General features: G+C 50.3%; 26 protein-coding genes. 14 read left to right on the top strand and 12 right to left on the bottom strand.

Features of this window, described 5'->3' with window-relative positions; genetic code table 11:
- The first annotated feature begins 30 nt into the window (after positions 1-30).
- From OMQ46_RS14240 to OMQ46_RS14200, 9 genes are all read left to right on the top strand, one after another.
- Positions 31-246, top strand: coding sequence for a hypothetical protein (locus OMQ46_RS14240; RefSeq protein ID WP_266237935.1), 216 nt, complete (start codon positions 31-33; stop codon positions 244-246).
- A gap of 60 nt (positions 247-306) precedes the next feature.
- The gene (locus OMQ46_RS14235) at positions 307-525 is read left to right on the top strand and encodes a hypothetical protein (protein WP_266237933.1); all 219 of its coding nucleotides are present in this window, start codon (positions 307-309) and stop codon (positions 523-525) included.
- Between the two features lie 12 nt (positions 526-537).
- Complete coding sequence (locus OMQ46_RS14230; RefSeq protein ID WP_266237930.1) at positions 538-777, top strand: DUF6868 family protein; 240 nt, start codon at positions 538-540, stop codon at positions 775-777.
- A gap of 493 nt (positions 778-1,270) precedes the next feature.
- On the top strand, positions 1,271-1,666 hold the full coding sequence (locus OMQ46_RS14225) for a phosphate-starvation-inducible PsiE family protein (RefSeq protein ID WP_266237927.1): 396 nt from the start codon (positions 1,271-1,273) through the stop codon (positions 1,664-1,666).
- Between the two features lie 114 nt (positions 1,667-1,780).
- A complete protein-coding gene (locus OMQ46_RS14220) occupies positions 1,781-2,122 on the top strand; it encodes a winged helix-turn-helix domain-containing protein (protein ID WP_266237925.1) in 342 nt (113 codons plus the stop codon).
- A gap of 4 nt (positions 2,123-2,126) precedes the next feature.
- Complete coding sequence (gene modA / locus OMQ46_RS14215) at positions 2,127-2,870, top strand: molybdate ABC transporter substrate-binding protein (RefSeq protein ID WP_266237923.1); 744 nt, start codon at positions 2,127-2,129, stop codon at positions 2,868-2,870.
- 2 nt (positions 2,871-2,872) lie between these two features.
- Positions 2,873-3,547, top strand: coding sequence for a molybdate ABC transporter permease subunit (gene modB, locus OMQ46_RS14210; protein ID WP_266237921.1), 675 nt, complete (start codon positions 2,873-2,875; stop codon positions 3,545-3,547).
- Entirely contained in the window at positions 3,544-4,611 is a 1,068-nt protein-coding gene (modC, locus tag OMQ46_RS14205; RefSeq protein ID WP_266237919.1) for a molybdenum ABC transporter ATP-binding protein, read from the top strand. The genes modB and modC overlap by 4 nt, the downstream gene beginning before the upstream one ends.
- A 109-nt stretch (positions 4,612-4,720) precedes the next feature.
- The gene (locus OMQ46_RS14200) at positions 4,721-5,608 is read left to right on the top strand and encodes an SdiA-regulated domain-containing protein (RefSeq protein ID WP_266237916.1); all 888 of its coding nucleotides are present in this window, start codon (positions 4,721-4,723) and stop codon (positions 5,606-5,608) included.
- 45 nt (positions 5,609-5,653) lie between these two features.
- Here OMQ46_RS14200 and gnd read toward each other — a convergent pair whose 3' ends face one another.
- The 10 genes from gnd to OMQ46_RS14150 all read right to left on the bottom strand — a co-directional run bounded on the left by gnd (position 5,654) and on the right by OMQ46_RS14150 (position 16,788).
- Complete coding sequence (gene gnd / locus OMQ46_RS14195) at positions 5,654-7,120, bottom strand: decarboxylating NADP(+)-dependent phosphogluconate dehydrogenase (protein ID WP_266237913.1); 1,467 nt, start codon at positions 7,118-7,120, stop codon at positions 5,654-5,656.
- On the bottom strand, positions 7,117-8,079 hold the full coding sequence (locus OMQ46_RS14190) for a nucleotidyltransferase domain-containing protein (RefSeq protein ID WP_266237912.1): 963 nt from the start codon (positions 8,077-8,079) through the stop codon (positions 7,117-7,119). The genes gnd and OMQ46_RS14190 overlap by 4 nt, the downstream gene beginning before the upstream one ends.
- Positions 8,080-8,111: 32 nt before the next feature.
- Positions 8,112-8,831: a peptidase gene (locus OMQ46_RS14185; RefSeq protein WP_266237910.1), complete on the bottom strand. Its 720-nt coding sequence runs from the start codon at positions 8,829-8,831 to the stop codon at positions 8,112-8,114.
- A 120-nt stretch (positions 8,832-8,951) separates the two neighbouring features.
- Positions 8,952-11,126, bottom strand: a complete 2,175-nt coding sequence (locus tag OMQ46_RS14180; RefSeq protein ID WP_266237908.1) for a TonB-dependent receptor family protein — start codon at positions 11,124-11,126, stop codon at positions 8,952-8,954.
- Positions 11,127-11,240: 114 nt separating this feature from the next.
- Positions 11,241-11,456 carry a hypothetical protein gene (locus OMQ46_RS14175; protein WP_266237906.1) on the bottom strand — a complete coding sequence of 72 codons (216 nt, stop codon included), beginning with the start codon at positions 11,454-11,456 and terminating at the stop codon, positions 11,241-11,243.
- A 9-nt stretch (positions 11,457-11,465) separates the two neighbouring features.
- Positions 11,466-11,735, bottom strand: a complete 270-nt coding sequence (locus tag OMQ46_RS14170) for a hypothetical protein (RefSeq protein ID WP_266237904.1) — start codon at positions 11,733-11,735, stop codon at positions 11,466-11,468.
- Positions 11,732-11,917: a hypothetical protein gene (locus tag OMQ46_RS14165; RefSeq protein WP_266237903.1), complete on the bottom strand. Its 186-nt coding sequence runs from the start codon at positions 11,915-11,917 to the stop codon at positions 11,732-11,734. The genes OMQ46_RS14170 and OMQ46_RS14165 overlap by 4 nt, the downstream gene beginning before the upstream one ends.
- 105 nt (positions 11,918-12,022) lie before the next feature.
- On the bottom strand, positions 12,023-12,538 hold the full coding sequence (locus OMQ46_RS14160) for a Slp family lipoprotein (protein WP_266237900.1): 516 nt from the start codon (positions 12,536-12,538) through the stop codon (positions 12,023-12,025).
- 91 nt (positions 12,539-12,629) lie between these two features.
- Positions 12,630-13,547: a ribosome biogenesis GTPase YlqF gene (ylqF, locus tag OMQ46_RS14155; RefSeq protein WP_266237897.1), complete on the bottom strand. Its 918-nt coding sequence runs from the start codon at positions 13,545-13,547 to the stop codon at positions 12,630-12,632.
- Between the two features lie 82 nt (positions 13,548-13,629).
- Entirely contained in the window at positions 13,630-16,788 is a 3,159-nt protein-coding gene (locus tag OMQ46_RS14150) for an HD domain-containing phosphohydrolase (RefSeq protein WP_266237894.1), read from the bottom strand.
- Between the two features lie 133 nt (positions 16,789-16,921).
- Here OMQ46_RS14150 and yeiP point away from each other — a divergent pair, with 133 nt between their 5' ends.
- A complete protein-coding gene (gene yeiP, locus OMQ46_RS14145; RefSeq protein WP_266237893.1) occupies positions 16,922-17,488 on the top strand; it encodes an elongation factor P-like protein YeiP in 567 nt (188 codons plus the stop codon).
- Here the strand turns inward: yeiP and OMQ46_RS14140 are convergent.
- Entirely contained in the window at positions 17,472-20,639 is a 3,168-nt protein-coding gene (locus tag OMQ46_RS14140; RefSeq protein WP_266237892.1) for an HD domain-containing phosphohydrolase, read from the bottom strand. The two genes, yeiP and OMQ46_RS14140, sit on opposite strands and share 17 nt — an antisense overlap.
- A gap of 153 nt (positions 20,640-20,792) precedes the next feature.
- Here OMQ46_RS14140 and OMQ46_RS14135 point away from each other — a divergent pair, with 153 nt between their 5' ends.
- From OMQ46_RS14135 to serA, 4 genes are all read left to right on the top strand, one after another.
- The gene (locus OMQ46_RS14135; RefSeq protein WP_266237890.1) at positions 20,793-21,176 is read left to right on the top strand and encodes a YbaN family protein; all 384 of its coding nucleotides are present in this window, start codon (positions 20,793-20,795) and stop codon (positions 21,174-21,176) included.
- Positions 21,176-21,841 (top strand): nitroreductase, encoded by a 666-nt coding sequence (locus OMQ46_RS14130; RefSeq protein WP_266237889.1) that lies wholly within the window; start codon positions 21,176-21,178, stop codon positions 21,839-21,841. The genes OMQ46_RS14135 and OMQ46_RS14130 overlap by 1 nt, the downstream gene beginning before the upstream one ends.
- Positions 21,842-21,857: 16 nt before the next feature.
- A complete protein-coding gene (locus tag OMQ46_RS14125; RefSeq protein ID WP_266237888.1) occupies positions 21,858-22,202 on the top strand; it encodes a HopJ type III effector protein in 345 nt (114 codons plus the stop codon).
- A gap of 141 nt (positions 22,203-22,343) precedes the next feature.
- Positions 22,344-23,573, top strand: coding sequence for a phosphoglycerate dehydrogenase (gene serA / locus OMQ46_RS14120; protein WP_266237886.1), 1,230 nt, complete (start codon positions 22,344-22,346; stop codon positions 23,571-23,573).
- A 54-nt stretch (positions 23,574-23,627) separates the two neighbouring features.
- On the opposite strand, the gene dld is transcribed toward serA, so the two are convergent.
- Positions 23,628-25,349, bottom strand: coding sequence for a D-lactate dehydrogenase (dld, locus tag OMQ46_RS14115; RefSeq protein ID WP_266237884.1), 1,722 nt, complete (start codon positions 25,347-25,349; stop codon positions 23,628-23,630).
- Positions 25,350-25,445: the final 96 nt, after the last annotated feature.

Below are 25,445 nucleotides of genomic sequence, written 5' to 3'. Positions count from 1 at the left end.
GCATCAGCTTGTCAACTTCCGGAGCGGCTCATGAAAAGTAGTAACCCACCCTCTCTTTCTGTGCTGGTGCCCGCACTGTTTTTCCTCTTTGTCTTGAATGGCTGCGCCACGAAGGTATTAATGTCGTCAGAATCACCTAAAAAGAAAACTGAACAGCAGCAAAAACAGCTTCTCCAGGATAGGTCAGTTGTACCGGGCGGGGACAAGTCATTCGCTGTGAGTCAGTACGCCAACAGGCGTAATTGATAAATGACGCTGGGGAAGTTGCGTCTCCGGTGTCTCAACTTTGGTCAGGAGTAACACATTATGCTCACGCGCATTCTTGGTGTGGTATTAATTATAGCCGGTACTGCCGGACTCATTTACGGTGACTTCAGCTTTACCAGAGAAACACATCAGGCAGAGTTGGGGCCGCTGGAACTGGAACGACAGGAAAAAGAAACTGTTCAGCTCCCGACCTGGGCCGGTGCCGGCGCGATTGGGGTCGGTGTCATTCTGTTACTGGTTGGTGGCCGGCGCCGTTAAAGGAGAATGAACATGGAAATCGCAAGCTTGATCGCCCTGTTTGGCTGGATGACCGTGATCAATTTCGCACTGTTAATTTTCAGCACACTGATACTGACCATGTTCAGAACAGCTGTCATCAGAGTTCATACCCGGGTTACCGGGCTTGAAGAAAATGCGCTTAAGCCAGTGTATCTGTATTTTCTGGGCTTTTATAAAGTGCTGATTATTCTATTTAACCTGGTTCCCTATCTCGCGCTCAAGCTAATCTGAATGCTGACCTCATAGCACCTCAAGGTCTCCGATAGCCACTGTTTAATAAGCTAAATGAATCAGCAAGCCTCTCGGCTGGCGTGTCTGCCAATCCACAAAGTCCCAGGGACTTGTCTTTTTCCTCACCGCTATCAACCCGCTTACATCCCACTCATGCCTGGGTAGCTTGAAAGCGCCTCACGGAATGCCTTCATTTCCCGCCAATCAGGGCTGACTGTGTCATCAACAGCCCCTATAACGATCAGCGATTTTTTCAGCTGAATTCAATTTTGATTCTTTTCTCAAGCTCAATACCACATGGGTTTATAAACGATCGGGGATTTGTTTCTGAGTCCAGCAAGAGTCGTTTTTAGGAATTCAAGACAACCCATCGGGAAATTTTGCTGATAGTATCGCCAATCCACAAAAGGAGCACTGCTTCTTAAACAACTCTATGAGCATGTTTAAAAAACAGTTATTCCCTGTGGGTGTATTAAAGTTATAAGGAGCACCTATGGAGCACCAAGTAAAAAAATCGGTGAGCAGAACGCTCGCCCTGGCTCAGGACTTCGGTCTGATGGTAGTGGCACTGGCGACCATTGTTGCCATTGGCATTGAAATAAAAATCATGATTGATAACAGCTTTGTTTCATTAACTGATTTGCTGTTGCTGTTTATTTATCTTGAAGTGATCACCATGGTCGCGGTGTATTACGAATCCGGTGAAATGCCAATCAAGATCCCGCTCTATATCGCTATCGTGGCTTTGGCACGGTACCTGATCCTGGATATGAAAAATATTGATACCTGGCGTATTTTGGGGATTGCTTCGGCCATTTTGCTGATTGGCGGTGCCATCATCGTCATTCATTACTGCAAGACATTGATGCCGGATAAAGTTAAAGGCTGATCATGACGCGATGAGAGGCTTTTTGGGCGGCGGTAGTGATACCGCCGCTTTTTTTGTTTTGCGTTATGCATGGCGGTGCATTACGATTGAGCTCATGCTGAATCGGATCAAACTATGACATCACAATTTACCGTCCATGGACGCTTATGGATTGAGGGTCCTGATGGCACTGTGCTGGGCCATGGCCGGGTTGAATTACTGGAAAAAATTGACGCACTGGGATCGCTGAGTGCCGCAGCGGCTGCACTGGGTATGTCCTATCGCTATGCCTGGAAACTGGTGAAATCAATGAACGAACATGGTGACAATCCACTGATAACCCTCAATGCGGGCGGTCGCGGTGGTGGTCACGCCAGTCTGACCGCGGCTGGCAGCGAGGCCGTCGCCAGATACCGCCAGACCGATCGAGAATTTGAACAATTCCTGTCACAACAGTCTGAAAAGCTACCGGGCTAAAGGGATGCGTCTTATCAGAGTATTAGCTATTGCTAGCCTGTTGTTATCACCACTCCAACTTATTGCCGATCCCATACGCATTGCCGTAGCGAGTAATTTCACGCATGCCATGCAGGACATCAAACAAGCTTATGAGCAACAAAGCGAGCACAAGGTAGAACTGATTTTCGGCTCAACTGGCAAGATTTACGCTCAAATCATTAATGGTGCCCCATTTGACGCTTTTTTTGCCGCCGATACCGCGCGGCCCGCACGGCTGGAGCAGGAAGGCTGGATTCAGCCGGAATCACGCTTCAGTTATGCCGTAGGTCGTATCGTGCTGTGGAGCCCGGATCCGGATCTCAAGATTAATGACGGCCAGGTTCTGAAAACGGCAGCGTTTCATCATCTGGCGATGGCGAATCCCCGACTCGCCCCCTACGGTAAAGCGGCACAGCAGGTACTGCAGGCAAACGGCGTCTGGGAAAGCCTGCAGAATAAAATTGTTCGTGGCGAGAATATTGGTCAGACCTTTCAGTTTGTCATCAGTGGCAATGCGGAACTTGGGTTTGTCGCATTGTCTCAGCTTAAGTCCCGGGCCGGGCGGCACAATGCCAATCAGTGGCTCGTTCCTGAGGCACTGTATGATCCGATTGAACAGCAGGCAGTCCAGCTAAGCGAGAAACCGGCCGTCACTTCGTTTATGGCATTTGTGAAAGGGGATGTTGCCCGGCAGATCATTCACCGTTACGGATACGATACCCCCTGAGCATGCACCCCGATCTGACCGCCCTGCTGATTACTCTGAAACTCGCTGCGATTACTACGGTTATCTTGCTGCTTATCGGCACGCCGCTGGCCTGGTGGCTGGCGCGAAGTCAATGGCGATTCAAGTTTGTGATTGAAACCGTGATTGCCTTGCCGCTGGTATTGCCTCCCACGGTGCTGGGTTTCTATCTATTACTCATGTTGGGGCCGAATGGCCCCATCGGCGGCATTGCAGAAAGCATTGGCGGCCGGCCGCTGGCCTTTACATTTACCGGGCTGGTTATCGGATCGGTATTTTATTCGCTGCCTTTTGTGGTTCAGCCTCTGCAAAATGTATTTACTGCCATTGGTGATAATGTGATGGAGCAGGCAGCGACACTGAGAGCCAGTCCACTGGATCGATTTTTTAATGTGATGATGCCGATTGCCCGCCCCGGCTTCCTCACCGCCGCTGTGCTGGGCTTTGCCCATACCATCGGCGAATTCGGCGTAGTACTGATGATTGGCGGTAATATTCCCGGTGAGACAAAAGTGGTCTCTATCGCCATTTACGATCATGTGGAATCGCTTGAGTATGGTCAGGCTCACATCCTTTCAGGCGGACTGCTGTTGCTGTCATTCCTGATGTTGATGTCAGTGTACGGCCTTAACCGTCGTTTTAGTCTGTTGCGCTCATGAGCCTGCGTATTCAGCTCAATATCCCCCGCAAGGATTTCGCGATTAATGTGTCGCTATCCGTGACGTCCGGTCAGATCACGTCCATTTTTGGCCCCTCGGGATGTGGTAAGACCAGTGTGATGCGGGCAATAGCGGGCCTTGAAAACAAGGCCACCGGGCATATCCAGATGGCAGATGAAGTGTGGCAAAAAGCTGACTATTTTCGCCCACCCCACCAGCGTGACATCGGCTATGTGTTTCAGGATGCCAGTCTGTTTCCACACCTCAACGTCTACGATAATCTCCAGTTCGGACTGCGCCGCCAGGCAAAGGAAAAACGTCGAGTGTCACTGGAACAGGCTATAGAACTGCTGGCACTGTCACCACTATTAAAACGCAGCATCGATAAACTCTCAGGCGGCGAAAAGCAGCGCGTCGCCATTGCTAGAGCAGTAGCTACCTCGCCAAGTGTGCTGCTGTTCGATGAGCCCCTGGCCGCCGTCGACATTGCTCACAAACAGGAAATTCTGCGTTATATCCAGTCGTTACATCGCGAACTCGATATTCCGATGCTTTATGTCAGCCATGCTATTGAGGAAGTTGCCCGTCTTAGTGACAACCTTGTTCTGTTGGAAAAAGGTCAGCAACTGGCAAGCGGTAAAACCGTGGATTTATTGTCCCAACTCAGCTTGCCTCTGGCGCATTACGAAGAGGCTGCGGCCATGCTGGATACTTATGTGACTGGTCGTGACGAACAATATGGACTCAACCTGCTGGCATTTGCTGACAGCCATTTACAAGTGAGTCATGGCAGTTTGAAACAGGGTGACAAGGTCAGGCTAAGGATCATGGCACGGGATGTCAGCCTCACGCTCCAGCGTCATGAAAGCAGTAGCATTCTGAATATTTTTCCTGCCGTTATTGAGTCAATGGCTAATGAAGGTCCTGCTCAGAAACTGGTGCGGCTTAATGCTGGCGGTCAGATTATCCTCAGCAGAATCACTGCTAAATCTGCTGACCAACTGGCCCTGGTCCCGGGTATGACGGTGTTTGCTCAGGTTAAAGCGGTGTCACTGATGGTTTGAGTTGTCATCAACGCGTCGTTTTACTCTGTTGAAATCAAGCTGCCTGATTCAGCTTGATTTAATCAGACGTCGCTAATCTGGCTTGAGATGTTCAACCAGAGTCTTTGATATGACGACAGCCTTACGAATGAAACGCGGCTATTACCTTGCAATCGCTGCGATGACAGTTGCTCTGCTCTATCTCTGGCAGTGTCACCATGCCAGTGCAGTCAACCACCCTGACTGGGCGCTGAACCAGCATTATGACATCGGTAAGACTTTCAGCATTGCGGGAATCGAAGATAATCTTTCGGGACTGACTTTCCACCCCGGTAATGACACACTTTTTGCGACGCTGAACACGCCTGAGACGATGATTGAACTCAGCAAAGAGGGTGAGATCATAAGACGGATAAAGCTGGATGGTTTTCATGATACAGAGAGCATAGACTACTTGGGCAATGGTCTGTTTGTGGTCAGCGAAGAGCGACGCCGACGACTCGTTTTTTTCTCTATCGACAGCCAGACCAGTCAGGTCAATTATAGTGATACCCAGTCTATTTCATTGCCCGGACCCGGCGAAGAAAACCGTGGGTTTGAGGGCGTTGCCTGGTCAGCCCGACACGGTTTGTTTGTGTTACAGGAAGAACCGGCACGGATGATTCATCACCAGATGCATGACGCCGAGTCGCTGATCGACAACGATTTGCTCAATCATGCATTACCACGGAAAGTAAAAGACTATGCCGGCATCAGCCTGCTGGAAGGTGACGAAGAAAAGTTACTGGTATTAAGTGAAGCCTCGCATGAATTGCATCTGATGAACCTCAAAGGACAACCTCTGTCGCAGTTGTCTCTGCGTCATGGTTTCATGCATCTCTGGCCATTGATGCAACAGCCTGAAGGCATCGCTGTTGACAGTCAGGGTGATATTTATATCGTGGGTGAGCCTAATCAAATGCTGGTGTTACAGAGGAAAGTCTCAGCTCCCACTATGTCTAAACACGCTGACACCTGAAAAAGGCGGTCCGGAGACCGCCTTTGTGATCACCTCAGGTCTTATTCACACATCATAGGTCGAAGCCGACACATTACCGCCGCGACCGGTCCAGTTGGTATGGAAGAACTCACCGCGTGGCTTGTCCAACCGTTCATAGGTATGCGCACCAAAGTAATCACGCTGTGCCTGTAACAGATTAGCTGGCAGGCGTTCACTCCGATACCCATCATAGAAAGACAGGGCGCTGCTGAAAGTCGGCACTGGCACTCCCAGCGCCACAGCGGTCCCGACTGCTTTGCGCCAGCCCGGCAATGCTTCGGCAATGGCTTCGATAAAGAAGTCGTCCAGCAACAGGTTTTCCAGTTTGGGGTTCAAGTCAAAGGCATCGCGGATCTTGCTCAGGAACTGACTGCGGATAATACAACCGCCACGCCACATCAGTGCTATACCACCGTAGTTGAGTTCCCAGCCATAGATTTCTGCGGCTTCACGCATCAGCATATAGCCCTGGGCATAGGAAATAATCTTGGAGGCATAGAGGGCATCGCGAATAGCATTGACCATCTCCGCCTTATTGCCTTCGAACTGCCCGGTGACCGCCGGCAATACTTTCGAAGCACGCACCCGCTCATCTTTGCGCGCGGACAGGCAACGTGCAAACACGGCTTCACCAATCAGAGTCAATGGAATACCCAAATCAAGGGCATTCATCCCGGTCCATTTACCAGTGCCTTTTTGACCGGCAGTATCGAGAATCCTATCAATCAGCAGTTCGCCGTCATCATCTTTGACCGCCAGAATATCGCGGGTGATTTCGATGAGATAGGAGTCGAGCACGCCTTCATCCCACTCGGCAAACACCTGCTGAATCTCATCACCGGACATGCCCAGACCTTCACGCATCATCTGATACGCCTCGCAAATCAGTTGCATATCGCCGTATTCAATGCCGTTATGGACCATTTTCACATAGTGGCCGGCACCATCATTACCCACCCAGTCACAACAGGGTTCACCATCCACCTGGGCGGCGATGGCCTGGAAGATCGGTTTGATATGCGGCCAGGCAGCGTTGTTGCCGCCGGGCATCAGAGAAGGACCATGCCGAGCCCCTTCTTCACCACCGGAGACACCGCTGCCGATAAACAGGATGCCTTTTTTGTGTAATTCATGTGTACGTCGGTCACTGTCGTTAAAGAGTGAGTTACCGCCATCAATAATGATGTCGCCCTTGTCGAGATAAGTCACCAGTTGCTCGATGAAAGCATCAACAACCGGGCCGGCTTTGACCATTAACATAACCCGGCGTGGTGCCTTCAGGCTCTCAATAAATGATTTGAGTTCATGGAAGCCCATGATCTCAGTCCCCTTGGCAGGACCTTCCAAAAATTCATCGACTTTACTGGTGGTCCGGTTATAAACCGAGACTTTGAAACCTTTGTCATTCATATTGAGGACCAGGTTTTGACCCATGACAGCCAGACCAACCAGACCGATATCCGCTTTAGCAGAATTTTCTACTTCACTCATAATTCTCTACACACCTTTATGTATTCACCAATTGCTTCTCGCGTCGACCCCACCACCAGTCGCCTTTGACCGGAGGCAGAATCACATTCAACAGCACCGGTCACCTCAATGGTCTCCCCCACCCGGGCCTGACCGACATAGGTATGAGTAAACGACACGACTTCGGGCGTCATTTCGTTATCAATCAGATAATGGGCAGGAAAATCGAAAGCGCGGTGATCATCGATCACAGTCGCTTTGACCGTTGAGATGCCCTGTTTGATGTAGTGATGATGCTCTGGTTCCAGTTCATCAGGGAGCGATACCATACCGATATCAAACTTGGTACCATCAATTGCTGCTTTATTAAATTTGCGAGATTCGTGCCAGGCAAATTCTTCAAAATTCAACTCACCACCCCGACGCTGGAAATTGTCCCGCATCAGCGACAGATCCAAGTCCTCGATCAGTCCGGAAGCTATGGCCTGCTTGACTGCATCACGAGTTTGATGAAATGCATCACGGCCATAAACCACCAGATCGATATCCGAACCGGCTTTCTGATTGCCAATCAGCATTGAGCCGGTTAGCCCCAAAAAGTCACAATTCACACCGAACTGCACTAAAATAGTGAGTAAGCGAGACAGCTTCTCTTCAATAACATCCTTCGGCTGGGACTGATTTTTAAGTGCTTTCAATCGTGCTTCAGGCCGGTGATGAACAACGATATCCGCCACATCAACCGCATGAAACTCCGCATCAAACTGTTTGGATTTGTACAGGTAATCAGGGTGATGGCGGGAAAGCAGGCGATTGGCCTGCAGAGTATCGACTTTCTGCCAACTGTCACCGTCATTAACGTAACGCAGAAAACAGCCGACCTTGCCCTGATGAGGATGATAGCTAACCACAGCAAAGATGAGACCATCCCCGGTCTGGACAAAGTCCTTGGGTAAATAAGGGAACTCTGTCTGTCTCATCCTCTGTCGTTTCCTCCTCTTAGAAACAGGTATTACTTCAGTTTAGCGTTCCAAAAGCGCACACCACTGAAAATCAGCAGCAACATAAACAGCATCAGCACATCGTTGAGCCAGATGCCCACTGGAGCCAGCCAATGACCGTTGCGAAAATCCGTCAACACTTGTTTGACAGTAATGCCCTTACCGTGGAAATACGTTTTCAGCTCAGAGGCAACCGAATCCGGTATCGGATAGGGCCTACTCCATGAGACGCCCTGTAAAGACAGCGGTTCCCAGACATCCAGCAGAAAATTACTACGCCACATGCCATTACGGGCCTGAATGACGGGCTCCCCATGGTAGGTGCCGATATTCTGAATCGGCGCAGGAATACCAGCTTGTGCATGTAGGGTGTCGAGGTATTCGCCTTCGCGGCTAAGCAGAATCAGAGCCTGATCCGTCGCCAGCACAATCACATCCTCTAATGTAATCGCCCCTAACAAAGACCTTTCCAGGTGGGTGACCGGTGAGGCATCGACAAATAGCTGTGTATCGAACTGGGAAAGAATTTTATCGTCAACCAGGAATGCGGCATCGGCCTCCTTCAAGCCCATACCGTAGTGAGTCATTAACCACTCCCAGGTCAGGTACCGCTGACCCAGTTCCAGTTGCTTGCTGTGATTGAGTAACAGCCACGCCACTAATTGAAGCAATATTAAACAAGCCAGCAGCCATAACAATAACCGGGCTAATTGCTTCAAATGTGGGGTCATATCCTTTCCGTCTGTCACGCTTAAAATCTAAGTCTGCCAGTGTTGCGGACGAATGTGTAGCTTTAACGCCCAGACAAACAAAAAAGGCAGCCGAAGCTGCCTTTTTCTGAGTGAGATGGTTTAGAAATCTACCAGCACACCGGCCCATACCGTTCTTTCGATATTGGGGCGAGCACCAAAAGGCTGGCGCGCAATGATTTCCTGTCTGTCGAACAGGTTTTCGACTTTCACGAACAACTCCGGCCCCACATCCAGGCGGTAGCGGCTGATGAGATCAACCGTTGTCAAAGCATCCGTTTTATCCAGTCGACTGTCTGAATCATTACAACCAATGGAGACGCAGGTCTCGTCGATATACTTGAGCACAGCGTAATTATTCCAACCACTGTTGTGCTCCAGCCCCACCCGCAAACTGAAAATATTCTCAGGAATGTTTTGCAATTCCTGACCACTGGCAAATTCATCACCGGAAGTCGTCTCAGCATCGGTGTAGGTGTAGGCCAGGTCAATCGGTATCATGAAATCGCCTGCAGTGAACAGAGTCCCGGCCTGAACCTCAAGACCTTTGACTTCAGCGCCACCGACGCTGAATGAACCCGACTCAGCATCATTGCTACATGGGGCAGCTACAGAACATTGCTCCACCAAGTTACTGAAGTCTGAATAGAAAGCAATCGCCTCACCATAGAAAACGCCCTGCTTGAATCGCAGACCGAGTTCATAGTTATCACTCTTGCCAGGTTCGGTGCCATCTTCCGCACCTGCCCCCAGCGGAATCATGCCCTCGTGGAAGCCGGCCAGCACTTGCCAGTTATCGGTCAAATCAAAGGTACCCGAGATACCGGCAAGATATTCACGATAATCATTATCCACTCGGTCGGTGACTGAGGAACGAGCGGCCCCACCGCCATAGCGTCGTGCCTTGGTCTCAACATCTTCCATCCGCAAAGACAGGTTCAGTAGCAGACGATCAGTGACCTGGTAATCATCGGTAATCCAGAGACTCAGCGCTTGAGCTTCTTCAAGACGATTGTCACTGGATCCGACTGCATTTGTACCCTGATATACCAACTGACCATTAACCTGGTCATACACTTCTACTGGTTGGAAGCGATCCGTTTCATCATAATGCTGGCGGGCACCAAAGTTAATATCGTGGTCACCGAGTAGCCAATTGAAATTAGCCTGCACACCATATGAGTCATAGGCACGGTCATTGTTTTTATATAAAAGGTTCTCTTCGTCGATAGTGCCTCTGAGAACACCAATAGCATTTGCATTACCAGCATTCGCATCTTCAATAATATCGCTACCATCGCTGGTTGGGGTTGCTCTATCGTAATCACCATCAAACTTAAACCAGTTACGCTTAAACTCATTACGATAAGCAGTAACGGTTGATGTCAGGTTGTCACTCCAGTCGAACACATGAGTCAGATTGATACCGGTGTGCTGGTTATCCATCTCGTCAATGTGGGTCAGACCATAGCGACGGTTTTCATCGCGTTTGAAATCTGCGTCGGTAAGACCCGCGTAGGTTTCATCAGAATTTTCCAGCGAACGCTGCATTTTAAGCAGGAATTGATTGCGCTCCCCTTCCCAGGATAATTTGGCAACGTAGTCTTCAATCTGAAAACCACTGTTGTCATCATAACGATCAATATCCTTGTAACCTTGGTAATGACGCTGCGCTGTCTCGATGGAATAACCCCAGGGACCGGTTTTCCCCCCATAATTCAGGTGCAGGTCAGCAGAGCCGCGATCATTCATCATGAACATCGCGCTGCCCTGGTTGGTTTCAGGAATCGGGGTTGAGACCAGATTCACCACACCACCCACAGTTTGGGGCCCGTAACGTAACAGCGGCGCACCTTTCAGTACCTCAATGGAATGCAGTCTTGATGTAGTAGGGAAGTAATAGGCCGCCGGATTGGAATACGGCGCTGGCGCAATCAAAACACCGTCTTCCATTAAAGTAATGTTCTGACTCCGCTCGGGAGAGGCTGCACGGATACCGATATTAGGACGAAGGCCAAAACCATCTTCTTCTTGAATGTAAACACCAGGCACGGTTTTCAGAACCTGGTGGATGTCTGTTGCAGCTTCAGTGGTCAGTTGCTCGTTACTGACAACGGCTGCAGACCCCGGTAGTTCTCGCGCTGCTTCACTGTCGCCAATGACGGTGACAGTATCCAGTTGTGCGGCTCTATCTTCAGCCACTGATATCGATGAATACAGGCCAGCAGAAGTCGCCAGGGCGATACCACTTGCCAGCACAGTCAGTTTCGATCTCACATTTACTCTCCTAACGTCTCATAAATAATGACGCAGAAGATACACTAAATGCGAATCCCTATCATTAGTTTTCGTTACTTTTGTGACAAATATTAATCTTTTGTTGCAAAAACACTACATCATCAATCGCAATCCCGGCTGACTGGTCGTGTCCGTATTGAACTCAAACAGGCCACGACTGATGTCTTTGGCAAATTGAGAAAAATGATGTTCAGTCATGCGCATGGTGATCGACCCCATGGTCAGGTGAATCATCTGGCAATCCGGACAATGTTGAATATCGACTGTGGAAGACTCATAAATTGTCTGGGGTCTGCAGGTTGAAGCCATGTTATCTCCTTAAATGAATGCTGATGAATAGTCGTGCAGGCCGTGTTCCGGTAATTGCTTTTGAAGGCAGTATCGAGACCACCAGCGTTTAGATAGTTGTTGCCAGAGTTGCTTGATATCAGGCTGATCAGAGTGCGTCAGCAGCAGCCGGTAATTGCGACTGATTTGCAGGGCGACACAGGCGCTGGGATTGGACTGATAGGATTTTTCCAACTGCCGGTTGGCAGCGAGAAGACACTCTCTGTGCCATTCAGGTTGACGAGGCAGACCGACCTTCATGACATCCTCCTCGCAGCAGCGGCCAGCAACATACTCCAGACAGTGCGTTTGGAGGGTTTATCCAGGCAATTGAAATCCGCCGCATGCAGTTTGCCCTCGGCAATCAGTGTTTGCAGGCGGTCCTCGCGGAACGCGAGATGAATGGTATGACTGCTGTGCTGATTAAATTGTGCTGCTTTCATATCTCACCCCCTACTGAAAAACAGTAAGTGCGAGTATAGACAGCCTTTAATCTAAATGCAAATCATTATCATTAAATATTTCGATTATTGAAGGACTGGCTGTGATCACGGCGAATAGGAGCCGGTAGCGTAATAACCAAAGCCGACGAAGGGCCAGTCATGTTTGGGGTTATAAGGCCTGCCAGAAGCACTGTTGGCTGGCCAGCGTTGACTGTCAATGATAGTGACGACAGGCAGCGTCAGGGTTCTTTGATCGACTTTGATCAGCTTTTTATCGATGATGCGGCCGTAAACGGTCAACATGCTGCCCGTGGTGAAAATAGCCGGATCCAGAAACGCATCTGACTTAACCAGAAAGCGTCCCTGACTGTCATCAGACTCAACCGGACGGCCATAACGGTTTAGAGGAAACTGTATTAACTGGATCTGGGTGTAATTTTGCTCGTTGTTAACTTCAATGATTTTACCGCCCCAGCGAACGGCTTCATCAATGTGCGACGCCACATCGACACTAACCTGCTTGAGCTGTAGATCCGTTTTAGGGGCATGCTGGATGGTAGTGGGTGCTGTACTGCAAGCGGTGAGCAACAGAGCCAGACTCGCCATGAAAAACGCTTTCATAAGGTCTCCCGTCCGGCGTTAAAAGCCGGTGATTTACTGTGTATGCAGATTGACAGGCACACACGCATTTAGTTTCCGCATCAGAATAAGCTCAACGCCGCGTTTTCTTTTGCTTACGGGCCGCTTTTTTGGCTGCTTTCTGTTCACGCACTGTAAGTACATCAGCCCATTCTTTTTCGGTCATTTCCGGCGTTTCCCAGCTGATGGGCCCCAGCATGCCGGCGCGAATCTCAGTGAGGATGATTTTCGCCACACGTTCCAGATCGACCCGGCCACCACCACGCAAACAACCACGCCGGTGACCGATGGCTTCCATGGTTTCCAGTCCGGTTTCCGGCAATTCATTGAGTTCAAAACGCTGTTGCAAAGCCATGGGGTAAGTTCGCATCAGGTATTCTATGCCGTAAAGCGCAATATCATCATTGTCGATGGCTGTTTCTTTGATGGCACCGGTGATCGCCAGCCGGTAGCCACTATGCGGGTTTTCCAGATTAGGCCACAACACACCCGGGGTGTCATGCAGCACAATTCCCTGTTCCAGCTTGATTCGCTGCTGCATTTTGGTGATGGCGGGTTCATTACCGGTTTTAGCAATCTGGCGACCAGCCAGCGTGTTGATCAGCGTCGATTTACCGACATTGGGGATACCCATGATCATCGTCTGGATCTGTTTCACACTGCTGGCTTTGGCCGGCACCATTTTCTGGCAGAGCGTCAGCAAGTCTTTCACCCGATCCTGCTGCTGCGCCACCATGGTCAGCGTTTTCACCGACTGTTCCTGTTCCAGATAAGCCTGCCAGCGCTCGGTGATGGCGGGATCGGCCAGATCCATCTTATTGAGCACCTTGATACAGGGCTTACTGCCACGTAGCTCAGCCAGCATTGGGTTTTGACTGCTAAAGGGAATGCGGGCATCAAGCACTTCGATAATCAGGTCGACCTGAGGCAGCACCTGTTTCATCTCTTTGCTTGCTTTATGCATATGGCCGGGATACCACTGTATGGCCATTAGTAAGTCCCTTGCAGCCACCGGGGCTGAATCGTTGATTGCTGTGTCATGGCGGCTATTTTAGCCGAAAGCGCTGACGATATCAGTGCTGACGCAGGTACTGATTGATATCTATTTCATCAATCTGTCTGGCAGGCAGGAATCGCTGGGCATACTGGAGATAAACACCACTTCGCAGGAACAGCTCAAACACCTCGACATCGATATGGTCGTTTTGAACCATCTTATGCAGAATATCCAGTGCCTGACTGACGGGTTTGGCTTTCTTATAAGGCCGGTCAGCCGCAGTCAGGGCTTCGTAGATATCCGCCAGCACCATAATGCGTTCAGGCATCGACAGCTGTTCACCGGTCAGTTTTCTCGGGTAGCCGGTGCCCTTCATGGTTTCATGATGCGTTGAAGCATAGCGTGGGACCCGCTTGAGTTCGTCCGGGAATGGCAGGCTCTCCAGCATTTTAATGGTGCTGATGATGTGCTCGTTGATTTTAAATCTATCCTCAGCACTGAGTGTGCCTCGAGATATCGCAAGGTTATGAAGCTCGCCCAGATTATAGAGGTACTTGGGCACGGCCATTTTAATACCAAACTTCGGATCGTAATCTGTACTGTGATGACGCTCAATCAGATGCTCAGGACGATCCACCAGCAATTTCTCTGTCGCCGGAAGTGGCCTTGAGTCTGTCTGCAAGCGTGATATTTCACCCGAGGACAAGCCCAGTTGATCATCAAAGTAACGTAACCAGGTGATCTCAGCCAGTTCATGCAGCTTGGCAACATCTTCTTCGCTGATGAATTCACCGCCGACATTGGCATTGGCGATAAAGGCAAAATCATCTCGCAATTGTTGCTGTTTGTCGTTTTTCTGTTGCGCCAGTTCAGCCTGATCGGCACCGGGCTGTGCCAGTTGAATCAGGTAATCAATTTCGGCATCACGCCACAGTACTTCAAACCGCATCCGAACTTCATGAATACGGTTGTAAATCGTTTCCAGCTTCGTGCCTTTATCGATAATGTGCTCTGGCGTTGTGATCTTGCCACAGTCATGCAGCCAGGCGGCAACCTGGAACTCGCGCCATTCTTCCTCGTTTTTGAATGCAAACGCCTTAAACGGACCCTGGTCTGACTGCTCAGCGGCTCTGGCCAGCATAAACGCCAGTTCCGGTACCCGCTCACAGTGCCCGGCAGTATGGGGTGACTTATCATCGATCGCCTGTGCGATCACTTTGATAAAGGCATCAAGCAGTTCTTCCTGGGCTTTTTCATGGCGCTGAATCGCATCCGACATATTGCTCATTGAGCCGGCCAGATCGCCAACCTCTACGATATTACTGGAGACATCCTGCACTTCGTTGTAACGGCGCTGAGTGATTTTTTCGCTGTCGGCTGCCAGTTGCCGGATGGGTTTGACTATGGGACTAGCCAACAGCCATGACACCGGCACCAGCAGTAATACCGCCAGGGTAGTCAGCGCGATTGAGGTTTTTACTTTATCCAGACCGGGTGCCAGCACCGTATCAACCGGCGTTGTAATGGCAAAATAATCCTGCTTGCTCTCGGCTTCTCCAAAGGGCGTGACATAGACGAAATAATCTTCACCGTTCAAGGAGACGGTCTGCAGTTCATCGGACATTGCCTGCTGCGTCATCTGCATCAGTTCTGCATAGGGCACAGCACCCAGCTGACGAGACACGCTGCTGCGGCTATCCAGCCACTTTTCTCTGAGGGCCTGCAGATGATCCGGGCCCAGTGATGCCAAAGCCGTATTAAATAATTCGGTCAACCCAGCACGCGACTTATTAATCATAAAATGCAGTTGGGTGGGCATGGTGGCCTCGCCAAAATCCAACGGCTGATGAATGACCACGTCGTCAATAAAAAACTGGGCGGCGGTGTAATTCAGGATGGGTGCAGTATCGATAGCAGCATCGGCTTCACCCTCACGCACGGCATCGAACATCGCACGAACATTCTCAACCCGGATAATCTCAATCTCCGGGAAGTTTTCTTCCAGATTATTGGCCAGAGACCAGCCAGTGGGAATGGCGACTGTTTTACCGAACAGTTGCTCAATATCAGTGATCGGGTCCCCCCCTGTTGCCGTAATCACGCCATAGGGGACCTGCAGAAAGGGATCTGACATATCTCCCAGCAATTCGCGGTTTTCCTGGAAAAAGACCGGTTGCAGAACATCCAGTTCATTACTGAGAAACATCTGGCCCATTTCATTCCAGCTCAGGCCATTGACGTAACGAATGGGAATGCCCGTCATCTCGGCGATGTAATCGAGCACATCTATCGCATAGCCATAGGGCTGCCCCGACGCGGCGAAATTAATCGGTGGCCAGTCGATTTCATTAGAGACGGTCAGAAAATCAATCGATTCTGCCAGTTGCTGCTGCTCTGCAGTGAGTTCCAGCTCAGGCGCCGGCGGTAACCAATCCTCCTGCTGGACTTCTTGATTGGTGGCAATCAACTCACCGGTTTGCTGAAACAGATAGACTTCACTATCTTCACTCAAATCCTGCGCATTAAGAAAGCCGGACAGTGACGACAGGGTGATGTCCAGGGCCAGAACGGCCTGATTTTCCGGCACAATGGTGGAGTATGTTTCCCCGGGTGCCTGCAGGTGCTGGAACAGATAAGGATCGGTTTTATTGACCCCTCCCGGTTTGGCATCAGTAAACCAGGGCCGCTTGCGCGGATCATAGTCGGTTCTGTGTTCACGCTTCGCGCGCAGCTTGAAATCCCCATCCAGGTAGCTGAACTGACGTAAGCGATTATTGCCCTCTCCCGAAACCCGGATGGTGAGCCAGCGATCTTCCGGTTCAGCGCGGAACTGTCTGCGCGCGATGGGATCGGCATCAAGATTAATCAATTCGTAGAAATCACCGTTGCTGAAGCCGATATAGATGGCGAAAAACAGCGGGTTACGCTGCATCGCTTCGGCAAACAACTGGCGCGAATCATCGGAAATACCGTTCTTGCCCTCAAAGCGGGTAAATTGCGACAGGATACGGGTTGCAGCTGTCGCTCTGCTGTCAACGGCTGACAGGTAATCGCGCGTGCTGGCTGCGGTTTTCTGATACACCGACAGCGTCGACTCGGTGGCCATATCCGTACTGAAGAAATACTGCAGGCTGATCGCCACAGACGCAGTGATCACCGTCGCCACCAGAAAGAAACCGATGACGGTTGCCCTGATAGAGATTCGAATGGGTTTGCCCCCGGGCCATGAAATCATGGGTGGTTCCTCGTTGCTGCGTCCGCTGAGTTTATTTTTGTGTTGTGCTCAAGCCAGTTTATATCACCATCGCCCTGATGACACCATCATCGGCTTGGGTATAATGCGATTTTTATTTTGTCCGGAAGCTGTTATGCCCAAAGCCAGTGAACTGAAACGCGGAATGGTAGTGGAACTGGCCGCTGAGCCCTACGTAGTCAGCCAGATAGAAGTTCGCAATCCGTCATCACGGGGGGCTTCGACGCTCTATAAAATTCGTTTCAATCACCTTAAAACCCGTCAAAAACGCGATGAATCCCTGAAAGGTGAGGACTTCCTGAAAGAAGTCGACTGTGAAAGGCGGCTGGTTCAGTATTCTTACCAGGACGGTAACAGCTATGTGTTCATGGATAATGAAAGCTTCGAGCAGTTTATGATCGATAGCAGCGATATTGAGGAAGATCTGGGCTACATCAGCGAGGGACTGGACAACATCGTGGCGGTACTACTGGAAGGTCAACTGGTGGCCATCGAACTGCCTGCCGCTGTAAACCTGCAGATAGTCGAAACAGCCCCCGGCATTAAAGGCGCAACCGCCGCAGCCAGAACCAAACCGGCGACCCTGTCCACCGGCCTGGAAGTTCAGGTGCCTGAATACATCGAAAATGGTGAAGTGATACGGGTTAACACTGATAGCGGGAAGTTTATGTCTCGCGCCTGAGATAGTGATCGATATCGACCTCGTCGATCTGAGATTCCGGCAGGTAGCGTCGTGCATAATCAAGATACACCCCGCTGGTGAGAAACAGCTCAAACACTTCCTGATCGATGTGCTTGTCTTGCACCATGAATGACAAAATCCTGATGGCCTCACTGATGGGTTTAGCCTTTTTGTAAGGCCGGTCGGCCGCCGTTAGCGCTTCATATATATCTGCCAGCACCATAATGCGCTCGGGAATCGACAAGTCCTCGGCTGATAACTGTCGTGGATAGCCCGTTCCAATCAGCGTTTCATGATGAGTCGAGGCATACCGTGGTACCTGTTTCAATTCATCGGGGAACGGCAGGTTTTCCAGCATTCTGATGGTGCTGATGATGTGCTCATTAATTTTAAAGCGATCTTCAGCCGTCAGAGTACCTCGCTCTATCAGCAGGTTGTACAGCTCACCCTGGTTGTATAGATAGCGCGGCACATCCATCTTGATACCCAGCTTCGGGTCATAATCAGTGCTGTGCAAGCGCTCGATTAAGTGTACCGGTTTATCCTGCAGCAGTTTTTCCTCCACCGGTAGCTCAGGGGGATGACCTTTCAGTCGCGTTTCTTCCAGTGGAGACAGACCAATACGGTCGTCAAGATAGCGTGTCCAGGTGATCTCGGCAATTTGCTGGATACGGGCTTTTTTATCATCACTGAGATATTCACCGCCGACATTCATACGCGCGACAAAATCAAAGTCGTCACGTATTTGTGCTTGTTTTTGAGTAAGCTCGGCTTTGAACTCCGCCTCTCTGTCCGGCTCATTATCACGCTGACGCCAATAGTCCAGCTCTGCCTCGCGCAGCAACACCTCAAACCGAGTGCGAATTTCATGAATGCGGTTATAGATTGTCTCCAGCTTAGAGCCCTTATCTACCACGTGTTCCGGTGTGGTTATTTTGCCGCAATCATGCAGCCAGGCTGCGACTTTGAACTCACGCCAGGCATCCTCTGAGTCAAACTGAAAATCTGCAAAGATCCCTTTATCTGTCTGTTCGGCTTTTTCGGTCAGCATAAAGGCGAGTTCCGGCACCCGCTCGCAATGACCTGCCGTGTAGGGGGACTTATCATCGATAGCCTCAGCAATCAGGCGGATAAAGGAATCCATCAAAGCTTTTTGGGACTCCTCAAACTGGTGAATCGACTCAGACATATCCAGCATTGACTGCCCCAGTTCATCGATTTCTTTGATAAGACTCCCGGGTTTTTTTACCTGCTCGAATTGAAGACGCTTAATTTTTTCATTTTCCACGGCCAATTCACGAATCGGTCCTATGATGGGTGAGGCAAAAAGCCATGGAATAGGAATTAAAAGAAACAGAAAGGCAATTGTGACACCAACTGACAACCATACTTTCTGCATCGTTGGCCCCAATACATCACTGACCGGTATCACGATGGCCAGGTATTCCTGCGTTTCAACACCACTATCGACCGGTGCCACATAGACAAAATGTGGCTCCTCATCCAATTGCATCTTACGCAGTCGTTGCTGGCGCTGCGGTTGACGAGCCAGTTGAACCAACTCGGGATAAGGCACGGTCGCGGTTTCCTGCAGGCTACGTTCGCGAATAAGCCATTTCTGCTCCAGTGCCTGCTTGTGAGCCGCATCCAGGTTAGCAATAGCCTGATTGAACAATGCCATCAAGGCGGTTTTGTCATCAGACACAACAAGATGCAGCTCGTGAGGAAATGCGACGGGGGCAAATTCAATCTGCGGGTGAAACTGCAGGCCTGAAATAAAATATTGTTCCGCTGTGTAGTCGAGAATCAGACCAATATCCAGCCCGGCATCTACCTCAGCGTTATTGACTGCTTCCAGCACCTCACGGCTTGACGCTACTTCTCTAACCTCAATGTCCGGGAAATGTGCTCTGAGCACTTCGATAATCGACCAGCCTTCGGGAATGGCCATAGCGTCACCGTCAAGCTCACTGATGTGAGTGATACGCTCTCGCCCCGGTAATGTCACGAGTGAATAGGGTAATTCGATAAAGGGATCAGAAAAGAGCCCCAGGTTCCGATTGCTCTGATTTTTAAAAACCGGCTGTAGCAGATCAATATCACCATCCTTAAAACGGTCAATCAGCTCCAGCCAGCTGAAACCATTAACATATTTCAGCTCGATACCAAGCATTGCCGAAAGCATGTTCAGATAATCGATACTATAGCCACGGGGTTGACCGGAAACGGCAAAATCTATCGGCGCCCAGTCCATTTCATTGGAGACAGTCAGCTGCGCGTATTGTGCGACAATCGCCTGTTGCTCTTCGGTCATCGCCATCAACTCCGGCTGCGGCAGAACCATGTCTTCATGTGCTTTGACACTGGATGCCACCAGGTCACCGGAGGGCTCGAAAAGAAATATTTCACTACCCTGGCCAACTTTATTGGCCTTGAAAAAGGCTGACAGTGATGACAGGGCAATATCCACCGCAATCACGGCATCCGAGTTCCGGACTTTGATGGAATAAGTCTGACCGGGTGCCTGCAGGTTATGGAACATATACGGTGCCGTTTTCCTGACTTTATTCTCCACCGCCTGTTTGAACCAGGGTCTCTGTGTCGCGTTGTACTCACTCTCTTCGTCTCTTACCTCACGCAGGTCAAAATCAGTGTTGTAGTACTGATATTCGCGCTTACGCTGTTGTCCTTGACCGGAAATATGAATAATCACCCAGCGATCTTCGGGGGCTGCATCCAGCTGTCTTCGAACAGCACGACTGCTTTCAAGGTTAATAAGCTCGTAAAAATCACCGTTCTCATAGCCGATGTAAATGGCGTAGAACATCGGGTTATTTCGCATGAATTCAGCGAAAACATTACGGACTTCAGTACCTTGGAGGCTGTCTTCCAGCAAACTCGGATAAATGGATAAGACTTTAGCGACCTTTGAGGCCCGGTCATCCACCGACTGCAGGTATTGGCTTGTATGCTGGCTGAGACTACTGAACTGTGACAGCGTTGCGTTCGTCGCAATTTGCTTGGTGAAATAATACTGCAGGCTCACCGCAAGCGCGGCCGTGATAAGCGTGGCGATGAAGAATACCGTTACAACAGTGACTCGAATCGGCAGCTTGTGGCGGAGCAGTCTGCGAAGAAGATTTCTTGCCATTCGCGCGTCCCTGAATGAAGCATGAGTATAATGTCAACTGACAAATACAACTTATACAGGAAAGCCGCTTTTATTGTTTATTTGATAACCGGGGACTCTCAGTGTAACTATTGTCAATAATCCAGACAGGAATACACTCACCCTCGCAGTTCGATGAAAAAAAAACTGAAACAGTATCTCTTTATTAGTCTGGGCTGGGTATTTGTTTTACTAGGCGTTATCGGTGCCGTGCTCCCTCTGCTACCCACCACACCTTTTTTGATTCTGGCACTGGCCTGTTTCGCCGAAAACTCGCCTCGCTTTCACCGTATGTTACTGAATCACCGCTGGTTCGGTCCGCCTTTGCAACAGTGGGAGAAGACCCACACCATGCGCCGAGCGGTAAAGAAAAAAGTGTATCTGCTGATCATTGTGACCTTCACTATTTCCATTACCGTGCTCTGGGGACGCACCGGCCTGCAATTAATGCTGGTTGCTATCTGCCTGATACTGCTATGGTTTATATCAAGAATCAAAGAAGCCGAGAGTCTCGTCTAATGACAGCCAGTGACGCCATCCGACAACGGCACTCCGTGCGCCGTTTTCTGCCCCAGTCCGTGGATAAAAACCAGATCCGTTATCTACTGGATATTGCCAGTCATGCCCCATCGGGTGCTAATACTCAGCCCTGGCAGGTGGCCGTACTCACCGGCAACAGTAAACAGCAGTTGTGCCAGCAAGTGAGCGACGCTTTTGAGGCCGGAGTGAAACCGCAACCGGATTATGAATACTACCCGCTGGAATGGCAGGAACCTTACCTCAGTCGCCGACGCGCCTGTGGCCTGCAGCTCTATCAGAGCCTTGGCATCGACAGAAAAGACAAAGCGGCTCAAAAGGCACAATGGGCAGCTAACTACCGTGCTTTTGATGCGCCGGTAATGCTGTTGTTCTGGATGGACAACGCGATGCAAACCGGTTCGTTTATCGATTTTGGGATGTTCCTGCAATCCTTTATGATTGCGGCCGTGGATGCCGAGCTCGCTACCTGCCCGCAGGCGGCGCTGGCAGAATATGCACCGCTGGTGAAAAGCTTTCTTGAGATTCCCCCCGAGGCAACCCTGCTATGCGGCATGGCGCTGGGTTACGAAGACAAGCAAGCTGCCATTAATCAGTACCGAACTACACGCGAATACCACGATACTTTTACCCGTTTTTACGATTAAATCTGCAGGAGATAAGATGCAATTACAGGCCTTTCTGAATCGACTCAAAACAGAACCGGAAACCATCCAGTTTGAAGACAGCATGGCGGTGATTGAAGCCAACTATGACTTCACCCCGACCCGTTTCCGAAATGGTGAGACACTCAATGAGGCTGGCCAGAATAATGGCTCCTGCAAGATCCTCGCGTTCGGCCAGCTCAACGGCTTAAGTGTCGAGCAGACGCTGGCCTGTTTCGGCAAGTTTTATCGTGAGGATGTACTGGCTACCCCAGATGGCGAGGACCATCAGAACATCCGTAATTTTATGCGCACAGGCTGGGACGAAGTCTCTTTCCACGGCACTGCACTGATGCCGAAATAGTCAATTTTCTGTTATGGCCATCGCTGTCTCAGGCGGCTGTAGAGAACTGTAGCAGGCTGATTTGGCAGTATCTAAAACTGCTTGATTATGTTAGAATTGCGCGGTTATATCGCCCATTCATCGGAACTTAGACACTTCGCTATGGAACTACAACCTAATAAAAAGTCTGACACGCGATTTTTATTGCTGGAAGGCGTGCACAAAAATGCCGTTGAGTCGCTGGAAAAAGCCGGCTTTACCAATATCGAATACGTTTCCCATGCTTTGGATGAAGCCTCGCTGATTGAAAAAATCAAAGGCGCTCGCTTCGTCGGCATTCGCTCCAGAACCCAACTGACCCAGAAAGTACTGGACGCAGCGGATCGTCTGACTGCTATTGGTTGCTTCTGTATTGGCACCAACCAGGTCGACCTGGAAGCCGCGAAGATGAAGGGTATTCCGGTCTTCAATGCGCCTTATTCCAACACCCGCTCTGTCGCCGAAATGGTGATTGGTCAGTTGATCCTGTTGCTGCGTGGTATCCCCGAGAAAAACTGGAGTGTACACAACGGCACCTGGCCCAAATCGGCTGACAAATCCTACGAAGCCCGCGGCAAAACCCTGGGTATCGTCGGTTACGGCAGCATTGGTTCCCAGCTGTCTGTGCTGGCTGAGAGCTTGGGCATGAACGTCATTTATTATGATGTGGTGACCAAACTGCCACTGGGTAATGCGACCCAGGTCGACAGCATGGATGAACTGTTGCGTCTATCAGACGTTGTGACCCTGCATGTGCCTGAGCTGGAATCGACCAAAAACATGATGACCAAGGCCGAGTTCGACAAAATGAAATCGGGTGCGATCTTTATTAATGCAGCCCGCGGTACCTGTGTCGTCATCGACGATATGGTACAGGCGCTGGAAGAAAAGCGTCTGGCCGGTGCGGCGATTGATGTGTTCCCGACCGAACCCAAGTCTAATGACGAACCGCTGGAATCACGCCTGCGTGGCTTTTCCAACGTCATTCTGACACCGCATATTGGTGGTTCCACCGTCGAAGCGCAGGCCAATATCGGTCTTGAAGTCGCGGATAAGTTTATCCAGTTTGCCCAGAACGGTACCACCGTCTCTGCTGTGAACTTCCCGGAAATTGCCCTGGCGCCAAGACCCAATACGCACCGTCTGCTGCATATCCATCACAACCAGCCTGGTGTATTGTCCAGCGTCAACAGACTGTTCGCCGAGCACGATATCAACATCCTGGCACAAAGCATGACCACCAAGGATGAAATCGGTTACCTGCTGATTGATGTCGCGGAATTCGATTCCACGCTGGCGTTCGAGCACCTGCAAAGTGTCGAAGGCACAATTCGCCTGCGGGTGCTTTACTAAGCAAACAAAAAAGCCCGCACCCTCTGGTCGAGGGTGCGGGCTTTTTTTTGCCTGTCAGTTTTGAGACTTGCCGGCTTCACCCCAGTATTTCAATTTACTGGTCTTACCAATACCCGGATTAAATGAATTGGTCGGATCCAGTTTGCGGTAAAAGGTCTTTAACGCGTCCTTGGCAAAATATTCCTGACCCACATTATGCTCAGCCGGATACTCGGCGCCACGCGCATCAAAAAACGCCAGTAACTGCTGTTTCAGCGCTTTGGCATCCACGCCTTTTTTCAGAATATAGTTCTGATGCATCACGTGACAGAACAAGTGGCCAAGGTAAAGTTTGGCCTCAATCTTGTCCTCGATTTCCGGCGGCAGGACTTCCAGCCATTGTTCCTCATTACGCCGCAGTGCCACGTCGATAGTCATCATCGGCCCGAACTGCTTGCGTTTCATAATGTGATAGCGACCGACCGCGCCGCCAGCGACAAAACGATTCAGAATCGCTTTTTCACCTTCGCGCTTGGTGCATTCAAAAAAGTCACCGTTATGATTCTTGAAGAATTCGGTGAGATAAGCGCGCGCTTCGTCCACACCGTCGTTGTTCATCTCCAGGATCCAGTGATGCGCAAAACGATCCCGGTACTCTTCCATGCGTTTGGGCAGGTGATTAGGCCATAGGTAGCTCAGGTACTGCATCATGATGTCCGACAGCTTGCTGGGCAGAAACTTGAACTTGCCTGCGATACGATCGACGCTGCGTTTCATCGCAAACAGCTTGGGAATGTATTTTGAGCCCAGCTTATCGATCACCAGAAAGGTATCTTTGCCGTATTTCTTGCAGACATCGTAATAATCACGCCCCAGGTATTCACCTGAAACCGGCAGATTTTTGAAGCTGGACAGGATATCGCGGCGCATTGTTGCCAGTACGCTGGCATCGTTGGTACCGATGTAGAACACCTGCTCTTTCTGGGCGATAGGGTAAGTATCCATTCGCACCGCAAATACTGCCAGCTTGCCGGCACAGCCTGAGGCTTCATGCAGACGGCGACCATCATTATTGAAACGGGCCGGCGTGTCTTCATCCACCTGCCTCACACGCTCATGATACTCATCATCGGAAGCACGTTTGTTGGGGAACTGGATATCCTGGGCTGTGTAGTTCTGCTTGTCCAGGTTGCTCAGGATCTCTTCCGGGGTCGAGCCCAGTTCGATGCCCAGGTGATTGACCAGCTCCAGTTCGCCATCGGCATTAATCTGGGCAAACAATGACAACTCGGTATAGGCCGGACCTCGCTGGACCAGTGCCCCCCCAGAGTTATTGCAGATACCGCCGACAATCGATGCACCGATACAGGAAGAGCCAATCACAGAGTGTGGTTCACGACCATAGGGAGCCAGTGTTTCTTCAAGTCCAAACAGGGTGCTGCCGGCCAGGCCGATGATCTGACGCGCATTATCAATGAGTTGGATCTGATCAATACGCATAGTGTTAATGATCACAATCGGGCGGTCATAGTCTTCCCCGTTCGGGGTAGAACCACCGGTCAGACCGGTATTAGCCGCCTGCATAATGACTACAACATCGGCTTCAACACAGGCTTTGAGCAGTTGCCACACCTGCAGCAGTGTCGCCGGTCTGACTACCGCTAGCGCCTTACCCTCACCGAAGCGAAAGCCCTTACAATAAGGTGCCACCTTGGCAGGGTCTGTCAGGGTGTAAGCATTACCCACGATATTCTTAAACTGATCAATCAGGGCGTTAGGATTGGCATACTCGGGCATGGTTGCTCTCTGTCACGTTTCTGGTTAACTCATTAATTCTATCACGACACAATGCGATACTATGTCTCATTTTATAAGCATTGATGTGCTATCCAT

Source organism: Methylophaga sp. OBS1, from assembly GCF_026319365.1.
This window is presented reverse-complemented; position numbering and strand designations above follow the sequence as displayed.

Coding starts and splice junctions, on each gene's coding strand:
- OMQ46_RS14240 (WP_266237935.1), top strand. CDS start 31: ATGAAAAGTAGTAACCCACCCTCTCTTTCTGTGCTGGTGCCCGCACTG.
- OMQ46_RS14235 (WP_266237933.1), top strand. CDS start 307: ATGCTCACGCGCATTCTTGGTGTGGTATTAATTATAGCCGGTACTGCC.
- OMQ46_RS14230 (WP_266237930.1), top strand. CDS start 538: ATGGAAATCGCAAGCTTGATCGCCCTGTTTGGCTGGATGACCGTGATC.
- OMQ46_RS14225 (WP_266237927.1), top strand. CDS start 1,271: ATGGAGCACCAAGTAAAAAAATCGGTGAGCAGAACGCTCGCCCTGGCT.
- OMQ46_RS14220 (WP_266237925.1), top strand. CDS start 1,781: ATGACATCACAATTTACCGTCCATGGACGCTTATGGATTGAGGGTCCT.
- modA (WP_266237923.1), top strand. CDS start 2,127: ATGCGTCTTATCAGAGTATTAGCTATTGCTAGCCTGTTGTTATCACCA.
- modB (WP_266237921.1), top strand. CDS start 2,873: ATGCACCCCGATCTGACCGCCCTGCTGATTACTCTGAAACTCGCTGCG.
- modC (WP_266237919.1), top strand. CDS start 3,544: ATGAGCCTGCGTATTCAGCTCAATATCCCCCGCAAGGATTTCGCGATT.
- OMQ46_RS14200 (WP_266237916.1), top strand. CDS start 4,721: ATGACGACAGCCTTACGAATGAAACGCGGCTATTACCTTGCAATCGCT.
- gnd (WP_266237913.1), bottom strand. CDS start 7,120: ATGAGTGAAGTAGAAAATTCTGCTAAAGCGGATATCGGTCTGGTTGGT.
- OMQ46_RS14190 (WP_266237912.1), bottom strand. CDS start 8,079: ATGAGACAGACAGAGTTCCCTTATTTACCCAAGGACTTTGTCCAGACC.
- OMQ46_RS14185 (WP_266237910.1), bottom strand. CDS start 8,831: ATGACCCCACATTTGAAGCAATTAGCCCGGTTATTGTTATGGCTGCTG.
- OMQ46_RS14175 (WP_266237906.1), bottom strand. CDS start 11,456: ATGGCTTCAACCTGCAGACCCCAGACAATTTATGAGTCTTCCACAGTC.
- OMQ46_RS14170 (WP_266237904.1), bottom strand. CDS start 11,735: ATGAAGGTCGGTCTGCCTCGTCAACCTGAATGGCACAGAGAGTGTCTT.
- OMQ46_RS14165 (WP_266237903.1), bottom strand. CDS start 11,917: ATGAAAGCAGCACAATTTAATCAGCACAGCAGTCATACCATTCATCTC.
- OMQ46_RS14160 (WP_266237900.1), bottom strand. CDS start 12,538: ATGAAAGCGTTTTTCATGGCGAGTCTGGCTCTGTTGCTCACCGCTTGC.
- ylqF (WP_266237897.1), bottom strand. CDS start 13,547: ATGGCCATACAGTGGTATCCCGGCCATATGCATAAAGCAAGCAAAGAG.
- OMQ46_RS14150 (WP_266237894.1), bottom strand. CDS start 16,788: ATGATTTCATGGCCCGGGGGCAAACCCATTCGAATCTCTATCAGGGCA.
- yeiP (WP_266237893.1), top strand. CDS start 16,922: ATGCCCAAAGCCAGTGAACTGAAACGCGGAATGGTAGTGGAACTGGCC.
- OMQ46_RS14140 (WP_266237892.1), bottom strand. CDS start 20,639: ATGGCAAGAAATCTTCTTCGCAGACTGCTCCGCCACAAGCTGCCGATT.
- OMQ46_RS14135 (WP_266237890.1), top strand. CDS start 20,793: ATGAAAAAAAAACTGAAACAGTATCTCTTTATTAGTCTGGGCTGGGTA.
- OMQ46_RS14130 (WP_266237889.1), top strand. CDS start 21,176: ATGACAGCCAGTGACGCCATCCGACAACGGCACTCCGTGCGCCGTTTT.
- OMQ46_RS14125 (WP_266237888.1), top strand. CDS start 21,858: ATGCAATTACAGGCCTTTCTGAATCGACTCAAAACAGAACCGGAAACC.
- serA (WP_266237886.1), top strand. CDS start 22,344: ATGGAACTACAACCTAATAAAAAGTCTGACACGCGATTTTTATTGCTG.
- dld (WP_266237884.1), bottom strand. CDS start 25,349: ATGCCCGAGTATGCCAATCCTAACGCCCTGATTGATCAGTTTAAGAAT.